16 protein-coding genes are annotated in these 21,679 nt (G+C 45.7%); 6 read left to right on the top strand and 10 right to left on the bottom strand.

What is annotated here, in order from left to right:
• Nucleotides 1-96: 96 nt before the first annotated feature.
• Both NSQ20_RS04435 and NSQ20_RS04430 read right to left on the bottom strand, forming a co-directional pair.
• Complete coding sequence (locus NSQ20_RS04435; RefSeq protein WP_340031924.1) at nt 97-2,475, bottom strand: NdvB protein; 2,379 nt, start codon at nt 2,473-2,475, stop codon at nt 97-99.
• Nucleotides 2,476-2,604: 129 nt separating this feature from the next.
• Nucleotides 2,605-3,009 (bottom strand): ester cyclase, encoded by a 405-nt coding sequence (locus NSQ20_RS04430; protein ID WP_340032990.1) that lies wholly within the window; start codon nt 3,007-3,009, stop codon nt 2,605-2,607.
• A gap of 319 nt (nt 3,010-3,328) precedes the next feature.
• On the opposite strand from NSQ20_RS04430, the gene NSQ20_RS04425 reads away from it, so the two are divergent.
• The gene (locus NSQ20_RS04425) at nt 3,329-5,851 is read left to right on the top strand and encodes a transglutaminase domain-containing protein (protein WP_340031923.1); all 2,523 of its coding nucleotides are present in this window, start codon (nt 3,329-3,331) and stop codon (nt 5,849-5,851) included.
• 70 nt (nt 5,852-5,921) lie between these two features.
• On the opposite strand, the gene NSQ20_RS04420 is transcribed toward NSQ20_RS04425, so the two are convergent.
• Nucleotides 5,922-6,917, bottom strand: a complete 996-nt coding sequence (locus NSQ20_RS04420) for a hypothetical protein (RefSeq protein ID WP_340031922.1) — start codon at nt 6,915-6,917, stop codon at nt 5,922-5,924.
• Between the two features lie 255 nt (nt 6,918-7,172).
• Nucleotides 7,173-8,075 carry an SDR family oxidoreductase gene (locus tag NSQ20_RS04415; RefSeq protein WP_017690578.1) on the bottom strand — a complete coding sequence of 301 codons (903 nt, stop codon included), beginning with the start codon at nt 8,073-8,075 and terminating at the stop codon, nt 7,173-7,175.
• A 190-nt stretch (nt 8,076-8,265) separates the two neighbouring features.
• Here NSQ20_RS04415 and NSQ20_RS04410 point away from each other — a divergent pair, with 190 nt between their 5' ends.
• Together NSQ20_RS04410 and NSQ20_RS04405 are read left to right on the top strand one after the other, a co-directional pair.
• On the top strand, nt 8,266-8,958 hold the full coding sequence (locus NSQ20_RS04410; RefSeq protein ID WP_340031921.1) for a MerR family transcriptional regulator: 693 nt from the start codon (nt 8,266-8,268) through the stop codon (nt 8,956-8,958).
• The gene (locus NSQ20_RS04405) at nt 8,959-9,270 is read left to right on the top strand and encodes a hypothetical protein (RefSeq protein ID WP_340031920.1); all 312 of its coding nucleotides are present in this window, start codon (nt 8,959-8,961) and stop codon (nt 9,268-9,270) included.
• Between the two features lie 26 nt (nt 9,271-9,296).
• On the opposite strand, the gene NSQ20_RS04400 is transcribed toward NSQ20_RS04405, so the two are convergent.
• The 3 genes from NSQ20_RS04400 to NSQ20_RS04390 all read right to left on the bottom strand — a co-directional run bounded on the left by NSQ20_RS04400 (nt 9,297) and on the right by NSQ20_RS04390 (nt 13,968).
• On the bottom strand, nt 9,297-10,826 hold the full coding sequence (locus NSQ20_RS04400) for an acetylhydrolase (RefSeq protein ID WP_340031919.1): 1,530 nt from the start codon (nt 10,824-10,826) through the stop codon (nt 9,297-9,299).
• 456 nt (nt 10,827-11,282) lie between these two features.
• Nucleotides 11,283-12,662, bottom strand: a complete 1,380-nt coding sequence (locus NSQ20_RS04395; protein WP_169482379.1) for an amino acid permease — start codon at nt 12,660-12,662, stop codon at nt 11,283-11,285.
• Between the two features lie 316 nt (nt 12,663-12,978).
• Nucleotides 12,979-13,968 (bottom strand): ABC transporter substrate-binding protein, encoded by a 990-nt coding sequence (locus tag NSQ20_RS04390; RefSeq protein ID WP_340031918.1) that lies wholly within the window; start codon nt 13,966-13,968, stop codon nt 12,979-12,981.
• 232 nt (nt 13,969-14,200) lie between these two features.
• Between NSQ20_RS04390 and NSQ20_RS04385 the strand changes: the two genes are divergently transcribed.
• A complete protein-coding gene (locus tag NSQ20_RS04385; protein ID WP_340031917.1) occupies nt 14,201-15,892 on the top strand; it encodes a helix-turn-helix domain-containing protein in 1,692 nt (563 codons plus the stop codon).
• Nucleotides 15,893-15,969: 77 nt separating this feature from the next.
• Here NSQ20_RS04385 and NSQ20_RS04380 read toward each other — a convergent pair whose 3' ends face one another.
• Genes NSQ20_RS04380 through NSQ20_RS04370 form a run of 3 tightly spaced genes read right to left on the bottom strand, consistent with a single transcriptional unit; the run spans nt 15,970 to nt 20,021 of the window.
• Entirely contained in the window at nt 15,970-17,322 is a 1,353-nt protein-coding gene (locus NSQ20_RS04380) for an ATP-binding protein (protein WP_340031916.1), read from the bottom strand.
• The gene (locus NSQ20_RS04375; protein ID WP_036605998.1) at nt 17,319-17,993 is read right to left on the bottom strand and encodes a response regulator transcription factor; all 675 of its coding nucleotides are present in this window, start codon (nt 17,991-17,993) and stop codon (nt 17,319-17,321) included. The genes NSQ20_RS04380 and NSQ20_RS04375 overlap by 4 nt, the downstream gene beginning before the upstream one ends.
• Nucleotides 17,994-18,047: 54 nt before the next feature.
• The gene (locus NSQ20_RS04370; RefSeq protein WP_340031915.1) at nt 18,048-20,021 is read right to left on the bottom strand and encodes a serine hydrolase domain-containing protein; all 1,974 of its coding nucleotides are present in this window, start codon (nt 20,019-20,021) and stop codon (nt 18,048-18,050) included.
• A gap of 168 nt (nt 20,022-20,189) precedes the next feature.
• Here NSQ20_RS04370 and NSQ20_RS04365 point away from each other — a divergent pair, with 168 nt between their 5' ends.
• Together NSQ20_RS04365 and NSQ20_RS04360 are read left to right on the top strand one after the other, a co-directional pair.
• Nucleotides 20,190-20,555, top strand: a complete 366-nt coding sequence (locus NSQ20_RS04365; protein WP_340031913.1) for a DUF6713 family protein — start codon at nt 20,190-20,192, stop codon at nt 20,553-20,555.
• A 72-nt stretch (nt 20,556-20,627) separates the two neighbouring features.
• The gene (locus tag NSQ20_RS04360) at nt 20,628-21,617 is read left to right on the top strand and encodes a DUF4003 family protein (RefSeq protein ID WP_340031912.1); all 990 of its coding nucleotides are present in this window, start codon (nt 20,628-20,630) and stop codon (nt 21,615-21,617) included.
• Nucleotides 21,618-21,679 lie beyond the last annotated feature (62 nt).

Raw genomic sequence — 21,679 nt, 5'->3', positions numbered from 1 at the left:
AAACTGCCCTCCTTCTATAAAGGAAAGGCAGTTTTTAATTTGTCTTCGTAATTTTCCAAACTCTTCACATCGTTCAGCATTACTCCTTGCGCTTTTCTACAAAGGCAGCTTCACCAGCACCTCATATTTCACGCCGGCCTCTATATTCTTGATGATGTCGCCTGCAATCCGTTGACCGTCAACATGCACCTCAATTTGCTGGACAGTTGCATCCTTCTTCATATTTACATTCAGCTCAGCCCCGCGGAACAACCGCGTAACTGATGCCTCGTTCCAATCTTCTGGTAACTGCGGCCGCACTTGAAGTCCTTGTGCATGACCTTGCAGTCCAAACAATCCGTCGATCAGGCAACGATACACCCACGGCACCGTGCCGGTGTTGAACAGATGACTGGAGCGCCCAGCTGTACGTGGGAATTGACGATAGGCTCCGCGATAATAATTCGGGATAAATACGGGTAGCTGACCCCGCTGAAGAATATCCTCGGCATCGGGGCCAGGAATCATTTTACGCAACAGACGATACGCCTTCTCCTTCTCGCCCACCAGGTACAACGCGTAAATATAGAACGCCGCCGCGTGATTGTACACTGCACCATTCTCCGCACTTCCCGGATGTTTCTGCGTAACTCGACCTACATCTTCCCGCATCGCTGTGAAAGACGGCGCGAGTTTCTCGACACCATATGGCGTCTCCAATTGCTCCTCTACGGCACGGATTAACTTCTCCTGTTTCTCCTGATCCGCAGCACCGCTCATAAGTGCCCAGCTCTGAGGATTGATATAGATGCGTCCTTCCACGTCTTTGCTTACGCCAAACACTACGTTATCATCCGTAATTCCGCGGGCATACCAGTCCCCATCCCACAGATACTCATTGGCTACCGCATTGGTCTGAGTGGCTTCCTGACGGAATTCCGCTGCAACCTCGCCATGCCCTGCCTGTTCACCAATATCTGCCCACACATTGAACGCATAGGCCGACGCAATGGTTAACCAGCCGGATACGCCTTTGCCTTTGTACCCCACCATGTTCATCGGATCACACCAGTCACCCTGATTGATATAGTTCAACCCACGCGCATCACGCTCATGGATCAACCAGCGCATTGCAAGATTCATATGCTCCAGTACGGAAACCTTTTGTTCACTGTCTGTAAAAGCAACCTGTTCCTCCAAAATGCTATAGTCATTCGTTTCATCCAAATAGGTCTTCATACAGACCGGAAGCCAGATGCAGTGATCAGTATGAGGAACCTGGTTAATATATTTCAGTTCTGCGTCCGGGTGCAAAATAATTCCGTCTGGCATCGCGCCGCTTATATGCTGCTGAGACAAAGCGGTCAAGAACGCAGCTCGTGCAATCTGCGGCTGAATATAACTCATGCCCATGTTGTCTTGCAAATAATTCCGCGTCTGCGGATCGGTTGTCAGACGGTTGGTTTTGCCATGATAGTACATCTGGCGAGGCAACCAATGATTCACGACATTATCTAGCCAGCTGTCCGGTGTCTCGATCTGGATGTTTCCTTGCCCTTCCGAAATATAACCAGCATACTCCTGCTCGGCTGCGGTGAAACCATCCTGTCCTTCCTCATTCTGCTTCACAAAATAATGCTGACGAATGCCCTCAATCTCTGTCTCATCATGAGCCGGGCCAAAGATAAATCGATACGCCTGCTCAGCTCCCGCTTCCAGTTCGACTCTATATTGCAATACTGCCACAGGTGTCTCGTACCGTGCATCTCCACCTGCGAGCGTCTCCGACTGAAGGGCCGAAGGATTATGAAGTCCGCCTTCGCCTTCAAAGCTCTCATGATTTACTTCCCACGTAATCGGTTTGTGATCTGCAAGCAGATAGGTTTTGTCGCTGTAATTTTTGATTTTGCTATAATCCTGATATTTCTGATACGGCGTAATCGCCGAGCAGACAATGCCCTGCAAATCTTCCACATATGAACCGGATTGGTTCATCCAGGACATATAGCCAACCGTATAATACGGGTAGATACTAAGCTTGCGTTTTCTCGAAGACAGATTGGTTACCTTCACACGCCACAGCTCCATGACATCTTCCTTCGGCAAACGCAGGGACATCTCGATGCAAATGTCGTCCTGAATCACTTTCCAATGAATATCGTGTTTACCGACAGCAAACGTATAGCTATCTGCTTGCTTACGGACGGGTTCATACGGGGCGGAGAAGATTTCGCCACTTACTTCATCTTTAATGTAGACAAACCGTCCCGGATGGTGGGCATAGTATGGCTGCTCCGGTTGCATAAACGTCTTCGCTTCCAGGTTGGGCGCGTACGAGTATTTGGCAGGTTCGGGCTGCATGAATTGGGCCACCGCGTACCCCCGGCAATTCACATGAATCATCATCTTTTCATTCCAAAGGAATCCGGATGCCTTCGGTAAACTTGTCGGGCTTGTTAGTTCAACATATTGATTATCTTCCGTTGCTTTAATCATCACTGAACCTCACTTTCAGATTATGGAGTTAAAAGACAGAAAACGTTTTAGGTAACTTGTATACAACTTTGTTCATTATAACACGGGAACGCTTACAAAGAACTGAAAACTAAAAAAGAGCTGAGAAACTCAGCTCCGATTACGTTCCAATTGTTTCTCGATGCCCAACCTGTCGATCTGTATCCAATACTCTGCAATTTGTTCTTTTTCCACTCGGTATACCGCACTCGCAATTTCAATCACCGGGAGGTTGGTTGGACTGTATCCGTCCACTTTGCCGATATGGGTACCCGTTTGTCTCCAGCGCACATAAACTTTATCACCTTGCGTCAGCAACTCCTGAATTTCGAGTGAAAATTCCCCGTAAGCTTCGATCATTTCTCGCACATGATCTGCATAATCGGAAGGGGTTCGGGTCACTGTGACCTCTTCTTCAGATATCACTTGATGGGCCAGTACTTGTTCCGCCATGACGCTGCTTGCATAATCAGGATTCCGGCCTGATCGGACTTCTTCAAAAAAGGTTCTGACAATCTATTCTGCTGTCATACGCCAATCCAGCCTATTCAAATGTTTCGTTTATATATATAAATATGTAGTAACTCTTGTATTTTAACATGGTCCCCCCGCTACAGAATTACAACTGTTCTATTGTTCTACAGGACTTAAAACCTACCCTCTCACCTTGACAATGCGTCAATATGACCATAAACTAGCAAAGGATATTAGGAAATTAATAGGAGGTTTGGCTGTTAAGAGGTTCGTGTATGGGTTTTAACCAATTTTGTTAGTCTTTCGGTGTGTAGAAACGTAGCCATTAGAGCAACTCAGAAAAACAAGAAAGCGGTGTATCATGAAACGTCTATTTTTCATTATGTTTGCGCTCACCCTGTTACTGGCTGGATGCCAGAGTACTGAGCAGGAAAGCAGTCCGTCCGAAAATAATCCAACAGAAATAGTAGAAGGTTCTACCATTTTAAGTTTGAAGCAGAAATACGGCTCTGAATCGGAACAAGCGATCATGCCGATGTACAACGTAGCTCAGGATGAAGAATTTACGTTCAAGTTTAAAGCAGATTTACGGAAGAATAACCTGTCAGCTATTGACATTATAAGTGTACATACCGATATTAAAGCACTCAAAGCAAGCGATGTACATGCCCTTCGCGATACCAATGGCAACAACGTTTCTATTAGGCCTCTTGGGTGGGGCGTTTTAACCTCAGATTCCATGAAGAACAAGGATCAAGGCTCTTGGGGCGGTGCCCCCATTTATTACATTCGTCTGAATTATGATCCGGATGCCGAGAAGCTAACCCTGCTCGATCAACCCATCATTATTCCGTTTACAGTGAAATCGGAGTTGCCTGTGCCCAACCTAAGATACGAGATTGATAAAGACAGACGGTTAACGTTGGTCTGGGACAAGGTTGAGGGTGCAACCGAATATAAAATTTATGAACGTTCTGACCTAACCAATTTCGATACAAATGTACCTCTAACTGGCGCAGAGGACGCTTTCAGTAATAGTCTGCCTTTAGATATTGCGGTAACGACAGAAACGTCTTTCAATGATTTTATGAAAGATGGAAAAGGCGGGCTCGGCACTTATAAGGAACTGATAACTTCTCATCAGAACCATGGTTTACGAGGAGAATATTACGTCACTGCAATCGGTGGAGGCAAAGAATCCAATTTTAGCAGAGGTGTCCCTACAGCTCCGCTTGCTTCCCAGTTACCAACAGCTTTGAAAGAACAATTGTATATGGAGAAATTAAAGAATATAGATGTACTTCCTCAGAAAGCAACAGTTGAGTACAATGACGGATCTCTAGCCCGTGAAACCATTGTCTATGATACCAAAAGCGTAGAGATTTCAGAGTTCAATGAAACAAATATTCCTTTTCACATTAAAGGAACAGCTCTGAAAAGTTACGTACGTGTAGAAAATGTGACCCAAGCAGACCTGGACAGACTCACTCAGCAAACCGTAGCCGAGTCCAGCAACGGTCTGGTGGAACCAAAGAATAACACACCTTACGTCCCTGCACCTGATGTGCCAACGATCATCAACAATCATGATGCACCTGAGTCTGCAACGGAAACAGAAGAAGCACCGGCTTCGGAAACTTCAACTACAGAGTCCACAACCGATACTGAGACTTCAGAAGATGCAACTGATCCTCTATCTACTGAGGCTTCCGATGATACTTCTGATAATTCTTCAGATATGGCTTCTGAAGAAGCTTCCAATGAAACACCTGCTCCTGCTCCTGAAGCTGATGAAGATAACCTGGTAGATGAGCAGAAATCGAATACACAGGAAAATGTAGAACAGGGTAATCAGGAAACTGTGCCTCAGCCTGCTACAGGCGATGCAATGATTAATGCAGATTCCGCGTTGGAAGAAGTTTTAGCCAAAAACATGATTGCGGCACAAGATAAAATTTCGTTAAAGGCTTTCCCCGAAGCTCAAAATTTCACGACACTCTCAGATGTTGTCCTGAAAGTGATGTACCAGAATCCATTGATTCTTGGTGTGGAAGGTTTCGAATACAACTATGGTACACTTACCCTTTCCATTTATTACAATGAATCGGCTGGTGGTATCCAGAAGAAGCAAGATGAGATTATTGCCAAAGCAAACGAAGTTGTAGCTTCCATTATCAAGGATGGCATCAACGAAGACGAGAAACGTAAAGCCATCTACGATTATCTGAACGATAACGCGAAGTATGACGATGCTGCGCTGGAGAATGCGGAGCAGAACAACTTCAAAAATGTCGATCCACAGTTTAATGACTCGTTTACCACATACGGTATTCTGGTCAAAGGAGTTGGGGTATGTGCCAGCTATGCTTCCGTTTACAAATTGCTCTCCGATCTCTCGGGATTGGAAAGTATCGTTGTAACGGGCGCTTCCAGCGGCGTTCCACATGCATGGAACAAGGTCAAAATCGGGAAAGAATGGTTCCATGTAGATGCCACCAACAACCTGACGAACTCCGGCATCCCGTATTTCCTGTACAATGCCAATGATGAGACTGCTGCAAGTCAGAAAACGATAGCGGATCAAGATTACTGGCTTGATTCCGAGCTCGCGATGTTTAATGGCGATAGCGGTGCCAATGATTATTATGTACAGAATGGTCTCGAAGTCGCGTCCATTAATGAGTACAAAACCAAGGCTGAGAGTGAACTCAAAAAAGGAGAGAACCGGGTCATTCTCCGTTTCGCCTCACCTGTTGACTCTGATGAGCTGATGACAGCTGCCGGTGAAGCCCTCGCTGCAGTGGATGAAGCCCTTCTGAATACAGCACAATTAGCCACGCTAGGCAGTTATGCCATTCTGGACCCGAAACCATTGCAGAAGTAACTTAGTTACACAGGAATCCCCTTTGCTTTCTAACAAGCAAAGGGGATTTTTTGTCTATTGTTAGATGACTTCAAGCCATTGATTTAACCTGTTGTAATCTGGTAATAAAAGAAGAAATAAATGCTTTCTCTTTCATGAGATTCTCTTGTAATCTCTCACTTATTTTACTGAGTGTACTTGTATCACGCGTTATATTGTACTTCAGAACTATATTTCTCAATTTAAAGTAGTCCTGTTTCAGAACAGTGCTTAATTCCATAAAAGTTGCATCTGGCTCAATGATTAATTTCTCCATTAAATAAGATAAACGTAACTCCATTAGTAGCTTATGTTCATACAAAAGATGAAAGACCCGTGAATCCAATGTTTCTCCAACTAGGGCTGCCTGCTCAATGTCGGTAAAGATGCGTTGAATGGCTTGCATTCCAAAATCGTATTTCTGATCTCTCACTAAGTCATATGTCTCGCTTGAGTTAAGATAGTTTTCCATCGCCGTTATAATCTGCTCCACATGAATTGCATAATTGATATTCTGGATAGGCTTGAGAAATCTCACTTCTGTCCAAAAACTGTACTCATTAGACATGGTCCAGTAGCCTTTCTCAAGTTCATCCAGACTACATACGCTTTGTATGAATTTACCATCATCAAGATTATCAGCAATGTATATCAAATTTTGATCCAGGTCATACCCATACACCAATAATTCATGCATGAGATGTTCTTTTTGATAATAGTCTGTACACGCAATATAGTATCTATCTGCATAAATATATAGATAATATCCCATATCTATCGCTTCCGTAATCACTTGCTTAAGTGATGTTCCCCATTTGCTAACCACAATTTCTTGTGGGAGGTTGTAAAAGGAAATTCCCGGACAGGTACTTAGCAGAAACTGATGAGAATCAAACGAAAAAATTCCCCATCCATGTGCATACCTGATTTGTATAAAGTTATTGAAAATCCATGGCCATAAATCTTCGTGCATAACGGATGTTAATGTCCCATATGATGTGTACGTGCTTATGACAGGGTCACCTAGTTTAAGTACATTCTTGGCCATTACAGAATTCCTCCTTCGATTCCTAGGCATAGTGTATTGTTCTGAACAGATTCATTGTATAAGCAACGCACTCTCAGAGCTGGGAGCGAAGATCATGTTCTTGAATATATTACCATGTAGCTTATCCGTTTTATATAAGAACGCTTTCATATATAAAAATATTTTATTTCTCTCATCTTAATGACAAAAAAGAGGATACCGCCCCCAATATGGTGACCGTATCCTCTGATACCTTGATCGGATTACCTAAACTATTTACGGGCTAACCGTACCGCCATTTGCATTCAGTGTCTCACCGCTCACATAGCTGGATTCCTGGCTTGCCAGGAACACAAATGCCGGAGCCATCTCGGCAGGTTGTCCTGCTCTACCAAGCGGTGTATTGGAGCCAAAATCGGCCAGCTTCTCGACTGGTTGTCCACCCACGACCTGAAGTGGTGTCCATACCGGGCCTGGTGCAACAACGTTGACACGAATTCCTTTGCTACCCACCTGTTGCGCCAGCGCTTTGCTGAACGTGTTAATGGATGCCTTCGTTGTCGCATAATCCAGCAGGATTGGCGAAGGTTTGTATGCCTGAATCGATGATGTGTTGATAATGGAGCTGCCCGGCTTCATGTGTTTCACAGCTGCTTTGCAGAGCCAGAACATGGAATAGACATTTGTTTTGAACGTTGCATCGAACTGCTCGGTGGTCAGATCCGCAATCTGCTCAACAAACTGCTGTTTGCCTGCCACGTTAGCAAGGATATCAATCCCGCCAAGCTCTTTTACCGCAGATTCAATGAGTTCTTCACAGTATTTCTCATCCTTCAGGTCACCTGGCATCGTAATTGCTTTGCGACCGGCTTCCTCAATCAGCTTCACAACTTCCTGCGCATCTGCTTCCTCTTCCGGCAGATAGGCCAGAACAACATCTGCACCTTCACGGGCAAACGCAATCGCTGCCGCCCGACCAATTCCGCTGTCGGCCCCTGTCACAACTGCTTTGCGTCCTGTTAAACGTCCGCTGCCTTTATAACTTTTCTCACCCGCATCGGGAACAGGTGTCATCTCACGCTGAAGCCCCGGCTCATCCTGTTGCTGTTTCCACTCCGGTGTAGCCTTCGGATATTGGGTCGTTGGATCTTGCATGGTGTGCTGGTCTTGATTAGCCATGTTCAATTTCCTCCTTGGTTATTTACACGATATCCATCGTATAAACGTATTTTTTTATTTGTTGTGAATTTAATTTTCATAAATGTTGCACTCTTTCCTTTGTAACCGAGTTGGGTGGAATTTAAACTAAGCTAACCGGATTCCCAGACAACTGTCACACATTGAATCTTCCCTAACTGGAGGTTGTATAATGAATCATGAGGTGATCTCGTTGAATGCAAATAAAGAACCCTATTCCATCGGTGAAGCAGCCAAACTGATCGGCTCCACGGTGAAAACGATCCGTTATTACGATGAGATTGAACTGTTACAACCCTCCAATCATACGGAAGGCGGGCATCGACTCTATACAATGCAAGACCTGTGGCAACTCGAACTCATTACAACACTACGTTATCTGAATTTCAGCATACCGGATATTCGAAAGCTCATGTCGGGTGAACTGGCGGTAGCACAGGCACTGGATCTACAGATTGAAGCCTTGGAAACCCAGATCGGCACGATGAATTCCATGCTCTCCATTTTGCAGCAAGCGAAGCAGCATGAAGAAGACACTTCACTGCATTCGGAACAGTCTCTTACCTACATCTCCAGTCTGGTTGAATCCCTAACGGCCCATGCGAGCAGTCGGAAACAATTCGTTGCTGCCAAGGTGGATGAATCCCATCTGCTGGACAGCATTCCGCAGGAGTGGAGAGTGTCGTTTCTGCACTTTTTTGATAAATACATGATGAAAGATACCAAACTGACGGCTCAGCAAACACTGGCTTGGAAGGAAATTCAGGAACTGATCAATGATCCGGCCTATTGGGCTGATCTGGCTCGGCTGGAGGTTCCATTCTTCATTATGGCGAATCAGCCACAAGTCGAAGCGGACGTCTAGGTGAAAAAAATGGAGGCTATTCGCATTCGCACTACCGAAGCGCTGGACAAACGTTGGGCAATCGATAGCCCTGCTGTGCAAAGCATGGTGTGGGACTTTGTGTTGATGTATGCAAGTGTCGAGCATGCGGAAGCACCAGAAGTATTTTTTCGCAAACAGGCCCGATATATGCTGGACTCTGTGACGGATCGCATTCTGCGTTTTAACAAGCTATGCAAGGTGATGAATCCCGAATGGAGCCAGATTGTAGATGGCATTAACTTGTTGCAGGAGGGCATGCGGTTACGATTAAAACAAATGGAAGAAGACTGAACTTCAGTCTCCTTCCATTTATACGTTTAGCCTTTTTTCAACGAATAGGATTCATGTTCTCCCACTTCCTTGTCCATATGGAGCGGTTGCCCTTTCAAGTAGTGGTTGAAGAAATCAATCGTTGTATCGTTGACCAACTGTTGTGTCCCCCGCGCTTCTACACCCTGTGTCCATTCGAGCAGTGGAGAGATCAGGTAGAGGTCGGAGAAACTCAGATGTTTGGTGTTGGTCAGCTCCATCCAGAAGTTACCTCCTGCGGTTACCGGCTCATAGCGCTCATACACTTCCTCGTAATATTTCTCGGCTTCCGGACGGGTCGTGCCCATCGCAGCAATCTCTTCGTCACTCATCACACTTGTACCTGCAACGGTTGAGTCTGCACTCATCATCAGGAACGGCTTGCCCACGCCTTCCGCAGGGATACGTTTCTCGCCAAACAATACGCCATCCATATTCATGCCTGCTTTCACACGTGGATCATCCATTAACATCTGTACTGTCGTTGCTCCGCCAAATGAATGCCCAAACATGCCGATGTTGTCCAGATCCATATGTCCTGTAAAGCGTCCACTCGGATCTCCCGCAGCCAACTTCTCTACCTCATCCAGTACAAACTGTGCATCCTTCACCCATGTCTCATTCAACTTGTCCATGTAACTGAATTGCAGCTGTTCAAAGCCTTCTTTTCCTTCGGATTCAAATTGCGCCACACGTCCATCCGGGAATACGGATACCAGACTGCTGTACGTGTGATTAATGCCTACAACAATGTAACCTTGACTGACCAGCTGCTCGACCTGGAACGTATTCTGATTTTCATACCCATGCAGACCATGAGAGAAAAGAACAACCGGATACTTGGCTTCGGCATCAGACAACTGAGCTTCCTGTATCGCATGTGTTTTGACCTGACTCAGACTGGAAAATAAAAGCTTTGGCAGTTTCAGCACTTCATTGAAGGCTGTCCCGTAGATCTCCGGCTTATTAACATAAGGAGCTGTTGCGCCCTGTACATCTGGATTCGTTGGGTACCAGATCTGTACCATCAGCTCCCGTTGATCACCGACAGAACTCGTCAGCAACTCCTCACGGCTGTTATCTGTCCAGTCGTAGGATACTGTTCCGATTCCATAAGGACCTGCTGGCTTGGCAAACGAAAACACCGGGAACAGCAGCGGCAAGCCAATGCTCACAACAGCGTATAGCAACACCAGGAAAGACGTTGCGATGATTCGAACACGTCCGAATTTCCCCGCCACAGGTGATTTCGAAGCAGATGCCCCGGAACCTTTGCTGTTCAGCGAGGTTACACCTGACTGTTGCTGGCGTCTTGCCTTTGTAAATAACACAACCAGTGGAACCAACGTGAGCAGATACGCCGGAATCATCGGCCAACGTAGTCCTTCGACCACACCATGGATGATCAACAGCACACCCGATATGACGAATCCACCCCATACCATTTTCCGAAAATGTTGACTCTGTCTCCCGATCCCGATTACCCCCACGAACATAAGCAGGTTAAAAATAAGATAAATCCATTCTACTGTCCTCATATACTTAAAGCCTCCCATCCTGCCACGGATTACATCGGAATGATATTATTGCGCAGCAGCTATTATATAGATTGAACTAAACATTTACACGAGAACGTAGAGGACAGAAATAACCTGAAGAAGCGGATGCTAAAAGCTTTCTGAAAGAAAGCTACTTCGGAAGCATACACCCCGCCTTTATCCCCAGATTTTCACCTTTGTAAAATTGAATCAAAAAATCAGGGGATAACAGCGATCAGAAGGTTGTTCTGTCATCGAAGTGGCAAGTGTAAATAGGCTTTAGTGCAATCTTTATAACTCCAATCTTAAAACCTCCAGTTACAGGAGATTCAAGCATGAATTTTGCGGATAAAAAAATGCACTCCCTGAATGACGCTGAATCACCCGCAGGTTTTCCATTGTATTCAAGGAATGCACGTATGAAATTACGTTATAAATTGACTTTGGAATACGATACTAGCGATCTTCGCCGCCATCTACCCGTTGTCTTTTTCCGATGCCAAATGCGAAATATCCAGCCACCACGATGGCCATGAACGTAGCTCCAACAATCAAGGGTAAGCGCGTATCCGGGTTAAACGCCATACCGATAATGACGAGGATCAGATACACGATGATAATGTAATTGCTGATCGGGAACCATTTGGACTTGAAGTTATGATCTGCCATCTCGTTGCCCCAACGCTTTCTGAATCGGAACTGGCTGAACGCCAGGGCGAACCATGGAACCATACCCGGAAGAACACTTGCACTGTAGATGTACAGGAACAGCTTGGAGTCCGGCATCAGGTAGTTCAGCACAACCCCAATCAACAGCAAGGAGATTGTGATGACGATACTGTTGCGGGGAACCCCGCCTTTGGACAGCTTTTTGAAAAAGGCAGGTGCCTGCCCATTCTCAGCCAGTGTGTATAACATCCGTCCCGCACTGTAGATCCCGCTGTTACATCCCGACATGGCCGCCGTGAGCACCACAAAGTTAATGATCCCCGCTGCAGCAACAATACCAACTTTGGCAAAGGTGAGCACAAACGGGCTGCCCGTCTCGCCCACTTCGTTCCAAGGGTACAGGGTTACGATAACAAATATGGCGCCAACGTAGAAAATAAGAATACGCCACACGATATTTTTGATCGCTTTACGCAAGGTGTATTTCGGATTCTCCGCTTCGCCTGCTGTAATACCGACCATCTCCACCCCTTGATACGCAGCCGTTACGATACACAGCGCGAAGAGGAAACCTTTGATGCCCCCAGGGAAGAAGCCACCATGGCTGAACAGATTCGACAGACCAATGGCCTGACCCCCATTCCCCCAGCCGAAGAAAATGAGTCCTGTTCCGATCACGATCATCGCCACAATAGCCGTCACTTTGATCATCGCAAACCAGAATTCAAATTCTCCATAGAACTTCACAGCCGCCAGATTTGCCGCCGCAATGATGAGCACCCCAGCAAGTGCAGGCAGCCACTGTGGAATATCCGGGAACCAATACCCGACATAGATACCAATCGCCGTAACTTCCGCCATACCCACCGTAACCCATAGGAACCAGTAGCTCCAGGCGGTCAGAAATCCGGCAAGCGGACTAATATATTTGTGAGCAAATGTTGCAAACGAACCCGTGACCGGCTCCTGAATCAACATTTCACCCATAATACGCATGACAAAAAAGATAACGATACCGGCCAGTAAATAGGCCAGCAACACGGATGGCCCTGCCCATTTGATCGTACTCGCCGATCCCATGAACAAACCAACGCCGATTGTACCTCCGAGTGCAATCAGCTCTACATGGCGGGGCTTTAGCCCTCTAGATAGTTGCTTTGATTCCAAACGATTCTCCCCTTTTCTTGTGTACAGCTTCCTGATGTAATTTTTAATTTTCACATTCACATTAACGCAATGCAGAATTACTTCACCAAATTGTACGAGATGTGCCGCAGAAATACAACAAGGAATGTGAGGAAACGGATTCACTACACATATAGGTATAGGATAACCGCTTAATGAATATGGCAGTCAGATAAGGTGAAGTCTGATTGTACAAGCTGAGCCCATTTCAAAGTGTGGAGTAGAACGATAGTACAAAAAGTACAAAAAGAACCCCCTTCAACAGGAGGCTCTCTCAACTCTACTACTTATTACCGAACTATTGCTGCTTCATCATGGCAGGCAGTTCATTCAAAAATTCATGCATCGTGTAGGCATCACGTTTATTCCACTTTTGCTCCACCACATACACATGACCGTTCTTAACCGCAGGAAGGTCCTTCCATATCGCTGACTTCATCAGTTCGTCATTCTCAGCGGAATCTTCCCCTGCCCCAGCTGCCATCAGGAATACGTGATCCCCGGTAAATGATGGCAGACTCTCAAGTGATATTTGAGCCCATGGCATTTCTTCATCAATCGTTACCTTGTTCACCTCATCCGGTATATCCAGTCCATAAGGTGAGTATAAGTCTGCAGCCAGCCCTGTCGTCATAACATACAGCGTACGATTTGTGTTTAAAAATATCGTTGCCGTCTCATCCGGACCGATGTTTGCACTCTGTTTGAACGCATTCCAGGCTTGCTCCGATTTCGCATCATAATCGACCAGCCACTGCTGTGCCTCTGCCTCCTTATTCACCAGGAGACCAAGTATAGGCAGGCGCTGCTCCAATGGAGCATCTACGTCGATTCCGACCGTCGGCGCCACTTTCGCAATCTGATCCAACTCCTCCCCTTGAGCGTGAAGACCTGTGATGATCAGATCTGGCTCAAGCTCAACCAGCTTTTCCAGATTCAACGGCGCACCAAGATCTTCAATGTCCTTGACTTGATCCTGATATATTGATTCGAATCGGCTATCCTGACCGACTGCATCTGCTCCAAGTACCAGCATGTCCCCGAAGGTTTTATTATCATAATAGACGATCCTCTGTGGATCAGTTGGAATCTCTACCTTACGTCCCAGATAATCCACGTAATCTTTGGTTTCCGGTTTCTCCGCAGCGGCTTCCTTTTCTTTGACGGTTGTCTGCTGCGTTGTTCCGTCATTTACCGACGCACCTTCATTGCTACTGCAAGCACTCAGGCCGATACTCAGCACCAGAACCACACCAATAGACCATCCCCATCGTTTCACACTATACATGACGTTCTCCCCATTCACTCTGTTTTAGTGATAATCATTATCACTATCTTCTACCTATAGTAACGATCCCGTATAGGCGCATCAATGGACAATTCCAGGGCTTTTCAGACAATACTTAGCAGGTGTAACACCAAGTTATGTTCTATCTCGCCTATCAATTGGTTGAAAAAAGAGCGTATTTACACTATGCTATTCCATGAGAATTGTTATCAATTAGTAAGGGGATTGTGGCATGAAGCTTCTATTACATACCGATCAGGTACATGGAATCTATTCGCTTAGCGAGATTGATTTTATGGAGGAACCCGTCAGCATACTGCCTTCGCAAGAGCATCGTCTCCTCATTGTCGTTTCGGGAAACTTCAGGTTGGATCTGGGGGAAGAGCCCCTTACTGCCATTGAAGAACAGTGTTTTTATATTCGACCCGGAGGCAACATTGTACTAACCAGGCAGGATCATGAGCCGTTCGCTGTCTATATGTTTTCTTTTCATGTAATTAAAGTTCAGGCTTCGTCCGTCTGGTTTGACACAATTCCTGCCTTTGATGGAAGTACGTTGCGATCCGATCGTTCCTATTCCAGCGTGCACACCATTATTCAGGATATGACTCGTCAACGCCCCTATATCAACAAAGCAGAAAGCAATGCCTATCAACCTATGTTCCATATGCTGATGCTGTCTCTCTCTGAGCAGAATACGAAAGCTCCCTCTTTGGAAAATGCCAGAGATGCCGTTAAACGCACCCTTATCTATTTGCAGGAACACTACGCCGAGAAAATTAAAGTGCAGGAACTATCCGATATATCCGGGGTCTCCTTATGGCAATACAATGAGCTGTTTCGCTCACTGACAGACAAAACCCCGATTGAATATCTAACCGAGATTCGTTTGAATCGAGCCAAGGAATTGCTTTTGCAGACAGAAGAGACCATTGAGTCCATCGCCCATCAGGTTGGATTCAATGATCATTATTACTTTGTCAGACGTTTTCGTCAGAAGACCGGGTTGCCTCCTAGAGAGTATGCAGCGATGTATAAGCAAAGCGACAGGGACAAGGACATTCTTTTCCGTGACTCTACAGGAAGGCTATTAGAACTCCCCAAGGACAAATCACGTATCGTATATCTGGATCGCAATACAACAAGTGACTTGATGGCCCTGGATTTGTTCCCAGTCGGTAGTCCCAAGAGTCTATTAGGCCAATTCATCGATACCGCTCCAATGCAAAACACAACTGAAATCAGCTTTCCCCCCAAGCCTGAGGAGATTCGAAAGCTGAAGCCCGATCTTATTCTCGTCGCCAACTACTATGGCATTTCTCTGGATGAAATGAATACCATTGCTCCAACCATTGTGTTGGATCGTGAGCAAACATTGGATAGCCGCTTGCGGACCTTAGGCCAAATTTTCGGCAAAGAAAAAGAAGCGGAACGTTGGCTGATCCGCTATGAAGCCATGGCTGAATACATGTGGAATGTGTGTAAAGGTGCATTTGAACACGGCGAAAGTGCCACAGTTCTTGTGGACGGAAATGATGGAAATCTCTATGTCATGGCCTCTCAAGGTCTCACAAACACACTGTACCATGCCAATGGATTCAGACCTCCTCATGAAGTAGCGACATTAATAGAGCAAGGCGAGGCTTTTGTTAAGATCGAGGAAAGCGATTTTGAGCGTTATGTAGGGGATCGTATTTTTATGATTTCTGCAACTAGAGATGGGGACGTCACTGACCCTACTTCTTATGAGCGCGACGTGAGTTGGATGGAAAGCCCCTATTGGCGTGATCTTCCTGCGGTGTGTAACGGCAAAGTGTATCACGTAGGGCAGCATTGGAATATGGAGGGTGCGCTGGAACGTATGCAAGTGCTACATGCTTTGCCAGAACTGTTGCGTAATCAATCCTACCCTGATAACTCGTGATGATAAACGAATCTGAAAACTCACAAAAAAGAGCTACCAGAAAAATATCTTTGGCAGCTCAACATCCATTTTTGTAATCATCCGGAAGGCAAATGAACCATCACCGTTGTCCCCACGCCCACCTGACTTTTCATTTCAACAGTTCCGTGATGAAGCATCACGATTTTTTTGACGATGGCGAGGCCCAGACCGTTACCACTAATGCTACGATCGCGTGACAGGTCTGTTTTATAAAACCGTTCGAAAACATAATCCAGCTGCTCCGGCGCTATTCCAATGCCCGAATCGGTTATCGTGAAAAAGATTCCATCTACCGACTGGCTCGTGCGTATTTCGATACGCCCACCCACGGGAGTAAACTTAATGCTGTTGCCTAGTAAATTCATCCACACTTGGTTAAGCTGGTCCTGATCTGCCCTTATTTTGATACCGTCCGCCAATTCTAAGTGAATTGGAATGCCTTTGGCTGACCATTGAGGCTCGCAAGTCACCACCACTTGCCTGATTTGCTCATCAAGATTATAGGTGGTTGTCTCGAACGGATGATGATCAGAATCCAGAGACGCAAGCTCCAGCAGATTATCACTTAGTCTGGATAGTCGTCCACTCTCCGTAATAATGATATCGAGGTAATAGTTACGATCGGCCTCCGCAACCAGGCTGCTGTTTTTCAACGCCATGGCAAAACCGGAAATAGAGGTCAGCGGCGTTTGAATCTCGTGAGATACATTGGAAACAAAATCCTGTCTCATCTGTTCCAGCTGTTTAAGCTCACTCGCCATTTCATTAAAACTCTGCGTCAATGCTCCCATTTCGTCCACGCGCTTTGTTTGGATTTCCACATTAAAATCACCCTTCGCCAGTCGTTTGGTTGCCCGCGTCAACACCTGAATCGGCTTCACCAAATACCTTGCAGCAATAAGGATACACAAACTTCCGATCAACAGTGCAAGCAATAATACCAGCAAAACCATCCGATTAATGATATTTTCATTCTGCGGAGAATACTGCATAAACATGGCTTGTGGTTCCCCTTTGTATGGAAAAGGAAGACCGATGAACGTCTGCTCCACTTCTCCGGGAGAACGATAGACCTGACCCTGCAACACCATTTGAACCACTTCTGGTGCAATTTCAACGGTCTCTGTATGGTCTAGGTCATAAAAGGTTACGTTACCCGAAACGTCATATAGATGAATGGGATAGGTGGACACTTTAACCATACTTTTGATGAAAGCATCCCTGTCTTCAGGTTGCGTTTGCTCATATAGACGGATCAGTTCCTCCCCTACAGAAATCATGTCATTCTGACCGATATGATTTACTTCTTTTTTGAAGAGGAATATCCCCATGAAGAAAGAGGTCAGCAAGCTGAAAACAATGACGACCAGAAACGTGCAAATAATACGAGCATATAAGGTTTTGATCATGTGATGACTAACCGGTAGCCCAGACTACGAGCCGTTTCAATCTGAAAATGGTGTGCATCACCAGCGAATTTTTCCCTTAGTCGCTTGATGTGAACATCAACTGTCCGGTCATCCCCTTCGTAATCACTCCCCCAGATCTTGATGATTAACTGTTCTCGGGTAAAAATCTGCCCAGGCTGGTTTGCCAGCATGAACAGCAATTCAAATTCTTTTAAAGGCAAATTGATTGTTTCTTCTCCACGAATCACTTGAAAGCTGCGTCGATTCAGCATAATGCCCCCTAGTTGAATGGTCTGGGAGGAGACAATCAGGTAACGTTTCAGCAAAGCTTTTACTCGCATTACAAGCTCTAGTGGATCAAAGGGCTTCGTTAAATAATCATCTGTTCCCAACTGAAATCCCTTTACTTTCTGGGCCGATTCCCCTTTTACCGTGACCATTAGCAATGGCATATTCAGATCCATACGCCGGATCTCCCTGCATAATTCCCAACCATCCAATCGCGGCATCATAATATCAAGGATAACCAGATCGATTGGGGATTTCCCCACGATCTCCAGTGCTTCCGCTCCGTCCTTAGCTACCACAATCTCGAATCCTTCATTCCGCAAAAACAAGGTAATCAGCTCACGAATATGCACATCGTCATCCACAACTAGGATTTTGGTCATATCAAATGTATGCCTCCGATATCTATCTTGTTTCTTCCACTTGGGAGGAAGTCTTCAACCAAAATGCCAGCCCAGCAGGTTCCAAAGATAGAAAAATAAACTCAAGATCACCGCTGCTACCATTACGAACGTATAATGCACACGCTTCAGTAACGTCCAATATTGGTTTTTCCATGCCAGGACGCTCATGATGAATATTGCCGCAGTCAACCCTACAAGGATAACCGGCATAAACAGATAGAGACGTAAAGATAGTGGAATATGGCTAAGCCGATCAATCAGATTCATGTTCAACACGAGAAGTGTTGCGCCCAAGGTTAATAGTCCCCATATAGATGTAATAGCTGACAACCGTACTGCCCATTTCTGCGCTTTTGGCATCACTCTGATTTCGCGTCTGCGATAAACAAATCCATGCAATACAGTGATGAACAGAACAACCGAAATGCCGAGCAAGAGGAGCCAGAACTTCGATTGGTTCATTAACGGTGCAGGTTCCAGCGGCATTGGGTTTAATATATCCAGAAACAGATACGTGACCTTGCCCTCTGCATCGGTGCGGAACCCCATCTGATGTGTCCCTCCGACCTCCTGGAATAAATTCACGCCAATCGGAGTATACACTTGCTGATCTGCACCACTTCCAATAAACAGTCGGTTATCCGAAAACTCAATATTGATTTGAGTCAGAAAACTGAAAAACTTATCGATCTTCGTGTGATTACGGCGTGTAAATTGATAAGAGCCTGCATATTTTTCCAGAGACTCCCCGAATTCAATAGAAGCTTCATTAGGCTGCTCAGTTGCATGTACAGGATAGTATCGGTCAAAAAAGGCTTGCGCCAACCCTTCTGCTGCCGTTCCGCCTTCCCCTCCACTATAGGAAACAAAGATGCCCACTTTTTTGTTCGGTACAAGATAAAGCGCTGTATTAAACAGCTCATCGGCCCCTCCATGAGAGATCACACGCAGCCCATTCATATTCAACTCGTAAAAGCCCAGATCCATGGCGGGTAAACGTTCATCAAACTGGAATGCCGGAGAATGCATGAGTTTGGCTGTTTCCGGCTTGAGCATTTGTTTATCTTCATATCGCCCGTCTTGAAGATGGGCAATCATAAAATGAGCCATATCGTTCGCCGACACGCTCGCTGATCCCGCAGGACGAAATCCTCCCTCATACGTTGGCCGTTTGGTTACAAACTCGCCGTTAGCTCGGGCGTATCCAAGGGCGGCATAAGGTTCCAGAGACGCTGGAACAGGCTCCTCTACCGTAGCATAATTCATGCCCAGCGGATCAAATATATTTTTCTGTATATAGTCATTGTAGGCAACACCGCTCACTTCTTCGACGATAAGTCCCGCGAGTGAAGCGCCATAATTGGAATACGACAGCATCTCGCCTGGTGGCTTAACCCGTGCAGGCATATGTTTCGCCATCGTTTCAGCAATAGAGACGGGAAGTTTCCCCGGATCGGTAGTGATCTGGTAACCTACACCGCCCTCCTCGAATCCTGCGGTATGGGTCATGAGATGGCGCAACGTAATCGGTTCCTCATAGGTTTTCGGTATTTTCACCGTTTTCAGATAAGTGTTGACGTCTGTATCAAGATCAAGCTTGCCCGCCTCAACCAATTGCATCACGGCGGTCCATGTGAACAGCTTTGTTGTTGAAGCAATTCGAAATAAGCTGGTTTGGGGATCAACGGGTTTATTTTCTTCGATGTTCGAATGTCCGTACCCTTTGGAGAGCAGGATCTTCCCATCCTTCACAATTGAAATGACTGCGCCTGGAATCTGTAAAGATCGCATTTGCACATCCATCATCCCATCCATGAATGCCGTTAACTGATCTGAATCCTCCAGATTCGCTACGACTCCTTGCTCCAATTTGCCCGAATTTAATCCCGGATTGGATACTGCTGCCGATAGTGGCATGGTCCCTAATCCAGTTGCCCCTAATATCATGCCTAACAATAACACCAGTAAAATCATTTTCCCAAAAATCTTTCTTATCAACGATGACATGACTTGTCCCCACCACTCCGCATATTTTTTTATACCTGTTCCTTACGCTTTCTTTCGAGAGCATATCAAGCACGTATGAACGGAGCGTGAATCTTTTTTTCATATTTTGCCAAATTAAATTACCTTTAGTAAGATAGGAACAGATTGAATAGGAAAAGGAGACTTTACATGCCTGACTTTTTACTGGTTTTATTTTTGTTTAACCTGTCTCTCTTTCTGCTTCACGAAATGGATGCCATCAGGCGGTCCGAGTGGAAATTGTTTATGGTGTTAAAAGATATGGAAGATGATAAAGCCTATAGGTATTTCACTTGGATTCACCTGCCAATGTATACCATCATCCTCTCTCTTCTTTTTAGCTCATATCAGACCGTTACATTTTGGGTGCTGGATATCTTTTTCATCATACATACCGTATTACACTTCTTTTTCGAAAAACATCCTCGAAATGAATTTAAAAACGGGTTCTCCAGATCATTGATCTACCCTATGGGAATAATCGCTTTAGTTCATTTGATATTCCTAATCATCTAATCTGTTTACACCGACAGAATGAAGGAAGCTGGAAGGGTATTGTTGAATAACAGTGAATATGGAGGTGTGCCTATGCAGCAGCATCATGCAGAACGAGTTGAATTATTTGTTTCCAATACCCAGATCATCAAGGAGTCGTTCAAATGGCAACATGCGATGATGCAACGTCTGGCTGCCCTGCTCTATGCAGCGGAGAATAAAACAGCGGATGGGGAAGCTATTCGTCAAAGCCATGAGTTGATTAAGCAAAACACAAAACTTTTCTCTGCATTCAGAGGTAATTCGGCCATTAGCATTGCTGCCATGCTCTCCCTTACAACGGATGAAGAGACGAAGCTGGCAGACACCTTGCATGTCTATGACTTGATGAAAGAGATCAAATTCCGCAACTCCGATTATCTGGTTATTGCCGCCTATCAGATCGCTACTCAGACATCAGCTGACCAGTTTCAACCTACGGTGGAGCGGGCCAAATTATTTTATGACGGCATGAAAGCAGAGCATCGTTTCCTCACTGGACAGGATGACTACATTTTCGCTGCCATGTTAGCTCTTTCCGACCTCAACGTAGATACTGGTGTGGCACGTATGGAACAACTCTACGGGGAATTAAAAACAGAGTTCTCTTCCAGAAACAGTGTGCAGGCGTTAACACAGGTACTGGTTCTTGGAGAGGATACCCCGGATGCAGTTGCTCGTGTGATTGCCTTAAATGAAGCTTTTCGCAAAAGGGATCTTCGAATGGACAAAACGTACACATTACCATCTCTCGGGATACTTTCTCTACTGCCTTCGGACAGAGAGTCATTAGTGGATGAAGTCGCGGAAACAAATGACTGGTTACGGACTCAAAAAGGCTTCGGTGCCTGGTCAATCGACAAACAGGAGTTGCTCCTGTTCTCGTCTGCTCTGGTAGCCATTCAACATGTGGAGAATCTGCGGAACGGTGTGCTTACGACAGCAATCTCAACCAGTATCACAAATATTATCATCGCCCAGCAGGCCGCCATGGCCGCAACTGCCGCAGCATCGGCTGCTGCCGCTTCTTCATCATCAAACTAGCAAATTAATTCGACTCATAAGACGCTCCGTGCAAAACAAAAAACGAGTACCCGGGTGAACCC

This window comes from Paenibacillus sp. FSL K6-1122, assembly GCF_037977015.1.
GTDB lineage: Bacteria > Bacillota > Bacilli > Paenibacillales > Paenibacillaceae > Paenibacillus > Paenibacillus amylolyticus.
The sequence above is the reverse complement of the archived record's forward strand: the minus strand, read 5'-3'. Positions and strand labels throughout refer to the sequence as shown.